Origin of the sequence: Mesorhizobium sp. C399B, from assembly GCF_030323185.1 — a bacterium.
Lineage (GTDB): Bacteria > Pseudomonadota > Alphaproteobacteria > Rhizobiales > Rhizobiaceae > Mesorhizobium.
The window spans coordinates 4282265-4295496 of sequence record NZ_CP100472.1 but is presented as its reverse complement, the minus strand read 5'-3'; the positions used below and the strand labels follow the sequence as shown (position 1 = coordinate 4295496).

General features: G+C 58.9%; 10 protein-coding genes. 7 read left to right on the top strand and 3 right to left on the bottom strand.

Going from position 1 to position 13232, the window contains the following annotated elements:
- Positions 1 to 6: 6 nt before the first annotated feature.
- The 6 genes from NLY36_RS20580 (at position 7) to NLY36_RS20555 (ending at position 5590) form a co-directional block, all read left to right on the top strand.
- Positions 7 to 201, top strand: a complete 195-nt coding sequence (locus NLY36_RS20580; RefSeq protein ID WP_023672218.1) for a 4Fe-4S dicluster domain-containing protein — start codon at positions 7 to 9, stop codon at positions 199 to 201.
- Positions 202 to 297: 96 nt separating this feature from the next.
- Positions 298 to 615 (top strand): nitrogen fixation protein NifZ, encoded by a 318-nt coding sequence (locus tag NLY36_RS20575; protein ID WP_023736294.1) that lies wholly within the window; start codon positions 298 to 300, stop codon positions 613 to 615.
- Positions 612 to 824 carry a putative nitrogen fixation protein NifT gene (gene nifT / locus NLY36_RS20570; protein ID WP_023736293.1) on the top strand — a complete coding sequence of 71 codons (213 nt, stop codon included), beginning with the start codon at positions 612 to 614 and terminating at the stop codon, positions 822 to 824. Before NLY36_RS20575 ends, nifT begins: the two co-directional genes overlap by 4 nt.
- A gap of 33 nt (positions 825 to 857) precedes the next feature.
- Positions 858 to 1751 (top strand): SIR2 family NAD-dependent protein deacylase, encoded by an 894-nt coding sequence (locus NLY36_RS20565; protein WP_023736292.1) that lies wholly within the window; start codon positions 858 to 860, stop codon positions 1749 to 1751.
- An 85-nt stretch (positions 1752 to 1836) separates the two neighbouring features.
- On the top strand, positions 1837 to 3675 hold the full coding sequence (locus tag NLY36_RS20560; protein WP_023736291.1) for an ABC transporter ATP-binding protein: 1839 nt from the start codon (positions 1837 to 1839) through the stop codon (positions 3673 to 3675).
- Between the two features lie 22 nt (positions 3676 to 3697).
- Positions 3698 to 5590 (top strand): ABC transporter ATP-binding protein, encoded by a 1893-nt coding sequence (locus NLY36_RS20555; protein ID WP_023736290.1) that lies wholly within the window; start codon positions 3698 to 3700, stop codon positions 5588 to 5590.
- A 600-nt stretch (positions 5591 to 6190) separates the two neighbouring features.
- Here the strand turns inward: NLY36_RS20555 and NLY36_RS20550 are convergent.
- From NLY36_RS20550 to nifA, 3 genes are all read right to left on the bottom strand, one after another.
- The gene (locus NLY36_RS20550) at positions 6191 to 7231 is read right to left on the bottom strand and encodes an LLM class flavin-dependent oxidoreductase (RefSeq protein WP_023736289.1); all 1041 of its coding nucleotides are present in this window, start codon (positions 7229 to 7231) and stop codon (positions 6191 to 6193) included.
- A gap of 89 nt (positions 7232 to 7320) precedes the next feature.
- Positions 7321 to 8460, bottom strand: coding sequence for a histidinol-phosphate transaminase (gene hisC, locus NLY36_RS20545; protein ID WP_023736288.1), 1140 nt, complete (start codon positions 8458 to 8460; stop codon positions 7321 to 7323).
- A 218-nt stretch (positions 8461 to 8678) separates the two neighbouring features.
- Positions 8679 to 10445 (bottom strand): nif-specific transcriptional activator NifA, encoded by a 1767-nt coding sequence (nifA, locus tag NLY36_RS20540; RefSeq protein ID WP_050591526.1) that lies wholly within the window; start codon positions 10443 to 10445, stop codon positions 8679 to 8681.
- 1280 nt (positions 10446 to 11725) lie between these two features.
- On the opposite strand from nifA, the gene NLY36_RS20535 reads away from it, so the two are divergent.
- The gene (locus NLY36_RS20535) at positions 11726 to 13054 is read left to right on the top strand and encodes a dicarboxylate/amino acid:cation symporter (RefSeq protein WP_023736285.1); all 1329 of its coding nucleotides are present in this window, start codon (positions 11726 to 11728) and stop codon (positions 13052 to 13054) included.
- Positions 13055 to 13232: the final 178 nt, after the last annotated feature.

Here is a 13232-nt window from a genome sequence, read left to right as displayed (position 1 = left end):
GTTAAAATGGCTTTCAAGATCATCGCATCCCAATGCACCCAATGCGGCGCCTGCGAATTCGAATGTCCTTCCGGCGCGATCAAGTTCAAAGGCGAGAGCTACGTGATCGAGTCACAGAAGTGCACCGAATGCGAGGGGGTCTTCGATGCGCAGCAATGTGCCTCGGTATGCCCGGTGCCGAAGACCTGCGTTCCTGCGTGACCCCATGGGCTGCCGACATGGTTGGGGCTGCCTACGCAGGACGCCTGGAGCGCCTTGTTCACAATCTGCAGCCCCAAGAGAAATCAGGGAACGGACATGTCGCTCGGACGCGAAGAGGAGATCGAAATCCGCAGGCCCCCACGATTCATGCCGGGAGAGCGGGTACGTGCCACTCGCCACATAAAGAATGACGGCACCTATCCTGGCAGGGAAATCGGCGAAAATCTCGTGCGCAAGGGCGACGAGGGATATGTGCGCGACATCGGCACCTTTCTCCAGCAGTTTTTCATCTATGCGGTCGAGTGGATCGACCGTGGCACCGTCGTCGGCATGCGAGCGCGTGAACTGATGAGCCTCGAGAAAGCCGAGTCCTGCAGTGCTGAAAGCAATTCCAATGAAGGGACGGCCAGATGAAAGTCATGATCCGCAGGACCGATGCTGGCTTGTCGGCGTATGTCCCCAAAAAAGACCTCGAAGAGCCGATCATCAAGCTCGAGAAGGAAGAGTTGTGGGGCGGAACTATCACGCTCCGGAACGGGTGGCGGCTCGTCTTACCCGATCTCCCACGGGATACGCGTCTGCCGATCACTGTCGAGGCAAGGAAGGTTTCCGCAGAGGACTGATGCTGCCGCTAAGTGCGTCGCGAGGAAACGAGCATGAATACGATCCTGACATCGGGCCACCTCGTCATAGTGCGGGACAGTTTTGCCGATAAGCTGCTTGACTTGGCGAAGGAAGCGCTCGCCGCCGATGAGGTGATCCCCTATCTCGGTCCGGGTCTTCTTGGGTTGAACTGTGCGGAACCGCCTGTGCCGCATACTCCGGAGGTCGTTGCCGCGGCACTCAATGCACGGGCGCCCGCCCCTTCCAGGATCCGCACCAATATGTGGTCGGTTGCGCAGTTCATCGAACAGCGCCGGCATCGCCGGACGCTTCAAGCTTGGATGACGGAGATATTCGCAGCGCCGGTGAGGCCAACCCTCCTCCACGCCTGGCTCGCAAGGCTGCCGCTCTCCCTCATCATCGACAGCTGGTATGACAGCGCGATGCGCACGGCTCTCGTGGAGACCGGCCGAACGGACGTCGTTGAGATACAAGGCGTCACGCGGGCGAACGAAATCGGCAACATTTGGACAAAAACCTACGATTTGTCCGGGAGGGAGCTCGACGCCCGATCGGGGGCAAAGACGGTCCTCTATGCACCTCACGGGAGTAGTAGGCCCGCGCAAAACTTTCTCGTCGCAGATTCCGACTATGTCGAAGTCCTGACCGAAATTGATATCCAGACACCGATCCCAGACGTGGTGAAGGAACGGCGCATCACCCGTGGATTTTTCTTCGTTGGCTGCCGCTTCAACGATCAGATGCTGCGCACCTACGCCAGACAGATCATGAAGCGCTCCCGCGGTCCCTATTGCACCGTAATGGACGCGGAAACCCTGACCAGAAACGAAGCGCGTTTCCTTGCGGCGAGCGGAATCACTGTGATCGACATGCCAGTAGGTGAAGCGGCGGCTCGGCTTCTGGGAACGGGCACGGCTGCAGGTTGAGGACGGGATTAACAATGGCGGATGCCTTTGATGATGCGTCCTTCGGCTTTCCACGAAGGCGCAAAATGCAGTCGGGAATACACCCGTGAACAGTGATGCTGTCGGCAGCGCAACGAACGCTCTGAATTCGTTGACCCATGTTGAAGCGGCGCGCTGGGGCCGGGATTTGAGTACGCTGTTGCGCATTACGCGTATGAATTTTCGGCATCCCTGGCAGGTCGCCTTCGCTATGGGCTCGACGATCATGGCGGCAATCCTCCAGTTGCTCATTCCCCAGCTTCTCGGCCGGGCTGTCGACCAGGCCCAGACAGCCATCGGGGGCGGCGGGAGCGCGGCAGGGCAAGCGCTCTGGACCCCGGCTCTCCTGCTGCTCGCCGTCAGCGCGCTACGCGGCCTTTTCACGATGGCGCAGAACTATTTTGCCGAAGCCGTCGGGCATCATGTCGCGTACGAACTGCGGCTCGCCTACTACGACAAGATCCAGCGTCTCAGCTTTTCCTTTCACGATCGGGTCCATTCAGGCGATCTGATCACCATCGGAATGCTCGATCTCCAAGGGGTGCGGATGTATTTTTCCACCGCGCTCGTTCGCGTGGTCCTGCTCACCATGCTGATCGGGATCGGCGCCTACATGATGATCTCGATCGATCTCATGCTCGGCCTGGTCGCGCTGAGCTTCGTGCCTTTTGTCGCCTGGCGCTCATCGACCACACAGCTTAGGCTGCGCGCCACCTGGCTCGACCTCTATGAGCGCCTTTCGGTACTAAGCCGCGTGATGAAGGAAAATCTCGCAGGCATCCGCGTGGTCCGCGCTTTTGCGGCTCAATCCTATGAGATGCTGAAGTTCGACCGCGCTTCCAAGACCGCGCTCGGCCTCGCCAACGATCTCGTTGACATCTACGTACCCAGCACGTCGGCGATGACCTTGTCCTTCTTTTTCGCAATGGGATTGGTGCTTTGGATCGGTGGCAACAAGCTCATCGCTGGCGAGATCAGCGTCGGAACGATGGCGACCTTCCTGACCTTCATGACCATCCTGCAAATGCCAGTCCGCCAGATCGGCCTCATGGTCAATGCCTTTGCCCGCGCTTCCAGCTGCGGTTCGCGGCTTTTCGGTCTCCTCGATCAGGAGATCACGATCAGGGATGCTCTCGAGGCCAGACCGCTTGAGATAAGCGACGGCACTCTGCGCTTCCACAATGTCTCATTTGCGTACCCCAATGTCGAAAACCGCGCCGTTCTGAAGAACCTCAGCTTTGAGGCCCGGAGAGGCGAGACGATCGCGATCGTCGGTCCGCAGGGTTCCGGCAAATCGACGATGGCTCATCTGATCCCCCGCTTTTACGACGTGACCGGTGGCGCCATCACGTTGGACGGCCAGGACATACGCAATGTCACCCTCGAGAGCCTTCGCAAGGCGGTTGCCGTTGTACAGCAGGATGCGTTCCTGTTCACCACCACGATTGAGAACAACATCGCTTATGGCGACCCCTGGGCGAAGAGACAGCGAATTGAACGCGCTGGCGAATTCGCCCAGCTCCACAACTACATCCTCGGGCTCCCAGCAGGGTATGAGACGGTCGTGGGCGAACGCGGCGTCTCTCTCTCTGGCGGCCAGCGCCAGCGTCTCACGATTGCTCGCACCATGATGCTGCGCCCCTCTGTCGTCGTTTTCGACGACTCGATGGCCGCGATCGATGCCGGCACCGAGCAGCGCATTCGCGCGGCGACGCGGCGCTTCGCCAAGGATCGGGTGACGATCATCATCGCGCACCGGCTGAGTGCGCTTATGCATGCCGATCAGATCCTTTTTGTCGATAACGGCGAAATCGTAGAACGCGGCAGGCATGAAGAGCTTCTGGCGAAGCGGGGACGCTACAGGGCCCTTTACGATCTCCAGACGCGCCCAGGTGATAGCATATGACCCAGTATGGGGGCGCCCGCTGATGGACCAGGGCCCCGGCGAACTCGAAGCCGAACGTGACGACGGCAGACGCCCTCCGCGCGCGGTCGTCGGCTCGCACCGGATCGAGGAGGAGATGTTCGGCCGCGCTTTCGACAAGAGCATCCTCCGCCGGATCTGGGGCTTCGTCCATCCCTATCGGGCAAAGGTAGTTGTCACGATTGTCGCGATGTTGATCTTCACCGGGACGCAGCTTCTCATCCCCTTGATCATCCGCTACGCGATCGACCAGGGCATGAACCCGGCAGCGAGTGATCGCTCAGCCCAGCTTGCGGCCGTCGGCGCGTTCCTTTCGGCGATTTTGGTCAATTTCGCCGCCGGTTACATGCAGGAAACCTTGGATGGGAAAATTGCCGAAACTGTCCTGTTCGACATCCGCCGCGCCATGTTTGGCCATCTGCAAAAGGTTTCGCTCTCTTTCATGGACAAGACTGAGGTCGGACGCCTGATGTCGCGCCTGCAAGGCGACGTTAACTCCATACAGGAGTTCCTGGAAACCTCGGTATATTCCCTAGGCGATGTTGCACTTCTCTTCGGCATCGTTTTCGTAATGCTGTGGCTCGACTTTCGCCTCGGCCTCCTGACGCTGTCGGTTCTGCCGATCCTGGTGATCGTCCGCATTGTCTGGCTGCCGCGTGCCCGCGACGCCTTCATGGCTGCACACGAAACCAATTCCGTCGTCAATGGCGCGCTGGCCGAAGCCATTCACGGCGTGCGGACCATACAGTCGATGGATCGCCAGCAGGTGAATTTCATTCTTTTCGACGACCGGGCCCATGCCAACCTCAGGACCCAACTGATCGCTGCCAGATATGCACTGGTCATGGTGCCTATCGTCGATGGCCTCACGGGCCTCGCCTTGGCCGCCGTTATTGTGGTCGGCGGCTCGATGGTCGTGAATAGCCGTATAGATGTGGGCGTGTTGGTAGCCTACCTGTTTTACATCCAGCGCTTCTTTGACCCGATCCGCTCACTCACCCTGCAATATTCGATCATGCAGCGCGCCATGGCCTCAGGCAAGCGCCTGACCGATGTGCTCGATGTCAAGATCGATGTTCAGGACAAACCCAATGCCGAGGTGCTTTCGCCCGAAATGGACGGCTCGGTTGAGTTTAGGGACGTCACATTCGGCTACGATCCGAACCGTTCGGTTCTGAAAAATGTCTCCTTCAGGGTCAATCCCGGCGAGACGGTCGCACTGGTCGGACCGAGCGGTTCTGGCAAATCGAGTGCGATGGCCCTGGTCCACCGCTTCTATGATGTTCAGCAGGGTCAGGTGCTGGTCGGCGGGCATGATGTGCGCGACCTCACCCAGGAATCGCTCGGCCGCCAGGTCGCCATGGTGCTGCAGGAGCCATTCCTGTTCACCGGGACGGTCTTCGAGAACATTCGATACCAGAAGACGGAAGCCACGCGCGACAAGGTGATCGAGGCGGCGAAGGCGGTCGGCGCGCATGACTTCGTCATGAGCCTCGCCGACGGGTATGAGACCCAACTTGGCGAACGCGGCGACAACTTATCTCTCGGCCAGCGCCAGCTTATCAGTTTCGCCCGGGCCCTCGTCGCTGACGCCAAGATCCTCGTGCTCGACGAAGCTACCGCCAACATCGACAGCTACACGGAATTGCAGATTCAGAAGGCTCTGATCAAGCTGCTTGAAGGGCGGACTGGCCTCGTCATCGCCCACCGCCTCGCCACGATCCGGGGGGCCGACCGCATCATCGTGCTTCAGAATGGCCAAGTTGTTGCGACTGGCAACCACGATGAGCTAATAGCCATGGGCGGCCTGTATTCCAAACTCTACTATCTCAACTATGCCTCCTTCGACGACATCCCCGAACACGAGACCACCGTGCAAGCTGGCTCCCAGACCTGACTTTTTGGCGGCCTTGTGGTAGTGGCGTTGACTTTCGGGCGTGTCGGCGGACCACTCAGGCACCGCAGACGGCCAGCAGGCAGCATTCAAGGACAAGCACTCCTCGCAGTTCGTGAAGACCGGCTGCGAACGATTTCCTCCAGCATCGTATCCCGACCGCGGTGCACCCCATCATCGGGCGAGCTCGCTCCTGGTGGTGGCTGGGCGTAGCAAAGCCGCTCGCGAGCGCGCCCTCAACAGCGCCGAAGCGAGTGGCGGCTTTGCTACCGCCGGGCCGCTGATGAAGCTGGAGGCGCCGCACCGACGCCGCCCCGGGCGAGAAGAACCTCTGCGGCGGGCTATGGGCAACGGCTAGCGCGAGCGCGACGAGCAGACGCGTGCCTGCATTGTGACGCGCTCGGCCATCATCTCCTTAGGATCATGCAGGTTCACAAGATGGCCCAGACGCCAGCCAACGCACAAACCTGGTATTCTGTGCCGCCGGCTCGTCGTCAGTTTGGCCTCCCTCCCGATTGCCCGTCCCCACCACGTGCACGCTAGAGCACGTGGATGTGAGGGAGCGCTGTACAACGATTCAACCTCAGACTGCGAATTTCATGGTCAGCCAAGTCGAGCCATGATTTCGGATTGGATGGTCGTCGCAGTGTACAGGGAAGCATCTAGCGGCAGATTTCCAAATGCCAGTTGACAAAGCAGGTAGTTGGCACCTGCCTCTTCCAACTGACCTAACAGAGCTTTTCGCACAGATTCTGCTGATCCTACCACGCACAATTCACTCTCGACTGCCGCATCGAAGGTCAGCGGCAGGTTTGGTGGAGTGGGGATAGCGTTGAGCTCGTAAAGGAATTGGAAGCTCTTGAGCCAGCGTTCGTAAGCAGGTGCCGCGAGCGAATAGGCATGTGTGTCACAACGCCCAACCACGACCATGCGGAGCAATCCGATAAATTGCGCCTGATCCCCCGCGCCAGCGTTGTCCTCTCGATAGGCGCGGAACGCATCAGTAGTTTTGCGAACAGAAGAGGAAGGTCCTACACACGCGATATTTGTTCCATTCGCAGCCGCCCAAGCTGCGGACTCGGGTCGATTGGCAGCGACCCATGTCGGCGGATGTGGACGCTGATGAGGTCTTAGCGTCAAAGGAACGTCATTGAGATCAAAATGGCGGCCTTGATAGCATAGCGTGCCGACCTTCATCGGATTAACAAGTATTTCCATGAGGATTTCGCTGGCTTCAGCATAACGGCCCGGCACCGCGTCCGCACCAATCCCGAAGTAGCCCAATTCGATCGGGAGAGCACCGCGCCCTATGCCCAGTTCGAGCCTGCCACCGCTCAACTGGTCCAGCATACAGATCTCTTCGAACGCACGCAGCGGATGATAAAGCGCAAGCAGCATCACCAAGGGTCCGAGACGCAAGCGCCGGGTGCGCTGGGCGACGCTCGATAAGAACAGATTCGGCGATGGACCTCTCCCATGGGGAGTACAGTGGTGTTCTGCGAGATGATAGGCATAGAACCCTAGCTGATCGCACGCCTCTGCTAATATCAGGCGATCTTCGTACTGCCGACCGATGTCGCGGCCATCCTCGTCCAGATGATCGAAGATGCCGAACGCTAGGTTTGAAGGAAAGACGTTTGTCACTCGATAAGTCCCCGATCTTAAAAGCAGGCTGTTCTCTTGCTGGGATGACCAAGCAAGTCGGAAGAGATGTGTGTGATCGCCGATTAACGTCAGCGTAACGAAGAAGCAGAGCCTGACGCTTCCCTGCCCTTGGAGCTTGGCACCGTTAAGCTTCCAGCAATGTCGCCAGCGGCAGCAAGAAATGCATCCATCTGCTCTTTTGTGCCGATGCTGACGCGGATGCAGTGTTCCAAGCCTTTGTCCGGAAAAAACGCGACAAGTATCTTTTGCCTTTCCAATGCTGCTTGCCACCATGAGCCGTCCTGTCCCGCGGGCACACGGGCCAGCAAGAAATTTGCGCGGGAGGGCGTTACGGAAAATCCGAGTTGCGACAGCGCGACTGTCACTCGCTCTCGTTCATCCTTGATGTGCTTGTGGTTCTCTGCGTAGGCGCCGCGATGCGCAAGCACGCTGATACCAACGGCATGCCCGATGACGTTCATGTTGAAGACGTTCTGGATGTTTCGCAGCCTGCCAATAATTTCAGGGTGACCGAAACCGAAACCGACGCGAATGCCGGCGGCGGCATAGCTTTTCGAGAATGACCTCAAGATCAGAACGTTCGGATACTGGTTGATGAGGCGCAGGCCATGATCGGGTGCAAAGTCGACGTAGGCTTCATCAAGGACAACCAAGCGGTCTGATTGTGCTACGAGGCGTTCGATATCGCTTATCGGGAGGAATGTTCCGGTCGGATTGTTTGGATTGGCCAACATAATGAACTTGGCGTCTTTTGCCGGACCAGAAAGCAATTGCTCCATTGGCAGGGAATGAGCTTGACATCCGATTTCGAGAAACTCGGCGCCCTGAATCATGGCAAGTTTGCGGTTGAACGAAAACCCTGGCGACATCATCGCAACCTTGTCGCCAGGCGCGAGGAAAGCTCTGTAGATCAGTCCGAGCAGTTCAGACGACCCATTGCCTGCGATGACCTGATCCCTGGAAACGCCATAGGTGCTGGACGCCGCTTCCCTCAAGCTGATGTTATCGTCATCCGGATATAGATACTGGCACTTGAGGGCCGCCACTGCACTTTGCATTATGATTGGCGGCAACGGAAACGGGTTCTCATTCGTATTCAGCTTGACAAAATTTCCGTCCGGTGCTGGTCCGTTGGACGGCAGAGCATATAAGTGTCGCGTCACTGGCGGAAGAGCCGAAAGCACAGTTTGCAGTTTTGCATCGGACATATTTTAACTCCGTTTTAGTCACCAGGGGCATCCGTATGAGCTCGCAACGAGAGCAACATGGCGGACAGGATTGACGATGGAAGCGTTGCCTCTCACACGATGGTCGCAACGCAGACACGGGAATTCGGCCAGGCTGTCCTCGATGAATCGAGTGGAAGCGGACGCGGACCTGCTTCGCTGCCGCAAGGCGCTAAGCAGCTCAGCTCATCTCCTCGGTTTCAGATACGCTTGATCTCGACGCCGTATTTCCTCAGCACGTAGCCAATCTGGCGCGGGGTCAGTCCAAGGAGGCGCGCTGCCTTTGCCTGCACCCAGCCACATCTTTCCATGGCAGCAATGACGCGCTCTATGTCGGGGGTCCTCGCACCAATTGGGTGTGTTGCGCCGGCACGCGGGACTGTGGTCGCGGCCGAACAGGCTGCCGCATCCGGCGGCGTGGCCGGATTCGCTGACTCCGGCAGGATCGGCGCTGGTTGCATCGCGGCCTTGCCCGATCTGCACTTCCACAGCGCCTCGGCAAAGCATTGGCCTTGGGAGCAGGCAAAGTCGTTTCTCCCGATTGATAGTCCCTCGGCCAGGATCGCTGTCCGGTGCACGCAATTTTCAAGCTCGCGAATGTTGCCGGGAAACTCACATTTCATCAGCACTTCAATCGCACACGGATCGAAGGTAAGCGTACAGCCGTTCTCGTCGTTGAACTTCTTGAGAAACTCAGCTGCGAGCAGCGGAATATCGCTGCGCCTCTGGCGCAATGCTGGTACCAGCAAGGGAACCACGTTGATGCGGTAGTATAGGTCGGCGCGGAACTCATTCCTTGCAACCGCCTCTTCCAGGTTCCTGTTCGTGGCGGCAATCACGCGAACATCGACCTTGATGGTCTGATTGCTGCCGACGCGCTCAAACTCCTGCTCCTGCAGCACGCGCAGCAGCTTTGCCTGGAACGAGGCCGAGATCTCGCCAATCTCATCCAGAAACAACGTCCCCTTGTCAGCGAGCTCAAAGCGCCCCTTGCGGGAATTGAATGCGCTTGTGAAGGCACCCTTCTCATGACCGAACAATTCGGATTCCAGGACTGTCTCTGGGAGCGCTGCACAATTGAGTTTAACGAAGGGCCGCTTGGCGCGCGGCGACAACTCGTGAATTGCCTTGGCAGCCAGCTCCTTCCCGGTACCGGACTCGCCTCGCAACAGAACCGTGGTTTTTGCCTTGGCTACGATCGCGATCTTCTCCAGCAGCGCGCTTATCGCCGGACTGTCACCAATCATCCCCTCGACATGAACCTTTTTGCGCCGGGGTGCAGGGTGCTTAACATCGGAAAATTTCGTCTGCAGCCGATCTTCCAACTCCGGCGGTCGCTCGCGGTCCCCCGCGCAGAAGCGGTGCAACTTGACTGTCTGTCCCACCATGTTGGCAATCATGGTGAGCAGTCGGACATCGTAATCGAGCCGATAGCTTGACCTGCTTTCCAAAGCCCTGTCCACAGTCAGCGCGCCTACGGCGTTCCCATCAACACGAATGGGAACGCCGATGAACGACACGGTGTCGGAGGCCCCAAGCACCTCAATGTCAGCGGCAGTGAAGGCCGGATGCATCGCTATGTCCTCGGCGATGAGCGGCGTGTCCGTCGTCACAATCTGATCGATGGCGTTGCGCGGCACGCGCGACCGGGAGGGCTCATTGCTGTTCGTGTCGCAGTCGCTGGCCACGGTGATGTCCAGTCCGGCCTCGGCATCGCAGAGAGTGATGATGCCGTGCCGCATCTGCACTAACGAGTGCAGGAGATCAACGACCTTGGCCAACGTGAGTTCGAGCCGGGCGGGACCGGTGAGTATTTTCGATATTTCGAAGATTCCGGTGAGGGCGCGCTCGTGCAATGCCCCATTCGCAGGATTCGTCTCGGACGTTGGACAACCCCTTATCGCATCCGGCAGCGATATGCCGCACTCGCTGGCATTTTGTTCTGATTTGCGAATGTTGTGGTGCATGTGATCCTCGATCTCGCGCCATCAAACGTAGGCCGGCGGCATGTGCGCCCGCGACGTCGCGAGCAAGCGCGAAAATACTCCGACGTGAACTCGTGCCGCCGCCGTTTGGTCGAGTGCAAAGCGGATCGAACCCTGATGCATCGCTTGGCTCTCCCCTCCACGAAGCTTGGCCATGGTCTCGGCTTGCACCAAGGCAACCACACGTTGTTTTCAACAGACTGGAGCGAGGCGGGATAGTCAATCGAGCTTTCTTTCATTCGTGAAAGGAAACCTCGCGGGATATGATAGAATTCATCAATTCTGTTTTTGCCGTTGAACGACGGAAATACTTGCGCCGGCGATGCGGTGCCCGAGCGGCTGACCGCGCCGAGTGTAAAAGCCGGGCCGTGCCATTCACCAGCGCCCGCGACGGAGGGGCGGAAGTGATAATAACCGCCAACGGCACTGGTCGTTTGCGGCAACCGCCATTTTGCTCGAGTTGATCATACGGCGGCGGTGTCGCGTGTGAAGGCGCGAAGCTGGCGTCGAGTACGGCTTGGTAGGCGGTGCTCGCAATTTCCAGATCGCATCGTCGTGGTCAGCGCCAACGGCGTCAATCTCTACGTCTCGACGTGGCTTTCATGCAGCGGGAGCGCTGCAAAGAGCACAGCCATTCTCGGCTCTGATGCCACCGATGAACCGCGAGCCAGAGGGATCGACTGGCAGCACTCTGTCAGTGAACATCAACGGGTCGTGCTGGACCCTCGTCGTTCCCGCCTTGTGCCAGCGCATTCATTCCATCATGGGTGCCACGGCTAGTCAGGGAAAGCGAAGCTCTCGGCCTCCTCTAGACCAACGGATTTCGTCATGTGGCGCAGGCGTTCCGGCGAGAGGAACTCGCCTCTCACAGCGCTTCCGAACAGGGGTAAGTTAGCCTGTCATCTGGACGGGCTTATGAACAGGCGACCTATTTGGTACGCGCTGGCGCCAGCGATGCGGCCCGGTCCAAAGCCGGCTAAAACGAGGAACCCACCACGCTCTGTGCAGCAAAACCGCTAGCCAGAGGGATCGACCGGCAGCACTCTGCCAGAGACCATCAAGGGCGTGCCGGACCGCGGCCATCCCGCTGGTCTGACACCGCATTCCTCCATCATTGGCGAGCCCACGTCAGTTCAGGTCATGCGGATTCATCTGGCATGGGTATTGCGGCGGCGTTGGTGCAGCGTTCGACCGGAGCGCTGCGATAGGGAGAAGCCCGGGAGAAGTCACGCCACCTCGATCCGGTCAGGGAGAGAGAAACAGTGTCAGCTGCACAAGTCCGCGGCGCGAGTCCCGCGCCCCGCAAACCCTTCTACACCAAGCTCTACGCCCAGGTGCTTGCCGCCATCGCGCTCGGCGTCGCAATTGGCTATTTTTATCCGGAGACCGGCGAGAGCCTGAAGCCGCTGGGTGATGCCTTCATCAAGCTGGTCAAGATGATCATCGCGCCTGTCATCTTCCTGACAATTGCCACCGGCATTGCCGGCATGAACGATCTTCATAAGGTCGGCCGGGTCGCCGGTAAAGCAATGGTCTATTTCCTCACCTTCTCGACGCTCGCGCTGATCGTCGGCCTCATCGTCGCCAATGTCGTCCAGCCTGGCGCCGGCCTCAACATTGATCCGGCCTCGCTCGATGTCCAGGCCGTGAATACCTATGCCGCAAAAGCCAGCGAGCAGTCGGTCACCGGCTTTCTGATGAACATCATCCCGCCAACGATCGTCGGTGCCTTCGCGGAAGGCGACATCCTGCAGGTGCTGTTCTTCTCGGTTCTGTTCGGCATGGCGCTTGCGATGGCCGGCGAGCCGGGCAAGCCTGTCGTTTGCTTCCTTCAGGCGCTCATCGCGCCTGTCTTCAAGCTCGTTGGAATTCTGATGAAGGCCGCGCCGATCGGCGCTTTTGGCGCAATGGCCTTCACCATCGGCAGATATGGCATCGGTTCGGTGGTCAACCTCGCGATGCTGGTCGCGACGTTCTATTTCACCGCCTTCCTCTTCGTGTTCGGGGTTCTCGGCGCGGTCTGTCGCTACAACGGCTTCTCGATCTGTTCTCTCATTCGCTACATCAAGGAAGAGCTGCTGCTTGTCCTCGCAACGTCCTCCTCGGAGGCGGCGCTCCCTTCGCTGATGCAGAAAATGGAGAAGGCGGGCGCCAGGCGTTCGGTTGTGGGTCTCGTCATCCCGGCCGGATACTCATTCAATCTGGACGGCACGAATATCTACATGACGCTGGCGGCCCTCTTCATCGCGCAGGCGACGAACACGGATCTGTCCATTGGCGATCAGGTGCTGCTGCTGCTCGTAGCAATGCTTTCCTCCAAGGGCGCTGCAGGTGTCACAGGCGCGGGCTTCATCACCCTGGCGGCTACGCTCGCCGTAGTTCCGAGTGTTCCCGTTGCTGGGATGGCACTGATACTCGGCATCGACCGCTTCATGTCCGAATGCCGGGCGCTGACGAATTGCGTCGGCAACGCAGTGGCATCCCTCGTCGTCGCCCGCTGGGAAGGAGAATTGGACCGAGCACAGATGAAAGCCGCCTTCTGCGGTCATCAGCTTGCCAAGGCATCAAACCGGCTACCCTCCTCCAAGTAAGGTGGGCGGCCCACGACCTGTTAAGTCGCCTAGCTGGTCACATGAACTGAACGACCGACCCGCAGCCTCTAAACGGCTCCTCACGGACCATGTAGCCGAAGCGCTAAATGTGTGAGTGCAAACCGTCACCGCCCTTTAAGCGAATGAGCCTTTCAGTATACCCGGCCGGTTTACGTCT

What these genes read in the sequence shown, in the direction of transcription:
- NLY36_RS20580 (WP_023672218.1), top strand. Translation starts at nt 7, where the DNA reads ATGGCTTTCAAGATCATCGCATCCCAATGCACCCAATGCGGCGCCTGC.
- NLY36_RS20575 (WP_023736294.1), top strand. Translation starts at nt 298, where the DNA reads ATGTCGCTCGGACGCGAAGAGGAGATCGAAATCCGCAGGCCCCCACGA.
- nifT (WP_023736293.1), top strand. Translation starts at nt 612, where the DNA reads ATGAAAGTCATGATCCGCAGGACCGATGCTGGCTTGTCGGCGTATGTC.
- NLY36_RS20565 (WP_023736292.1), top strand. Translation starts at nt 858, where the DNA reads ATGAATACGATCCTGACATCGGGCCACCTCGTCATAGTGCGGGACAGT.
- NLY36_RS20555 (WP_023736290.1), top strand. Translation starts at nt 3,698, where the DNA reads ATGGACCAGGGCCCCGGCGAACTCGAAGCCGAACGTGACGACGGCAGA.
- hisC (WP_023736288.1), bottom strand. Translation starts at nt 8,460, where the DNA reads ATGTCCGATGCAAAACTGCAAACTGTGCTTTCGGCTCTTCCGCCAGTG.
- nifA (WP_050591526.1), bottom strand. Translation starts at nt 10,445, where the DNA reads ATGCACCACAACATTCGCAAATCAGAACAAAATGCCAGCGAGTGCGGC.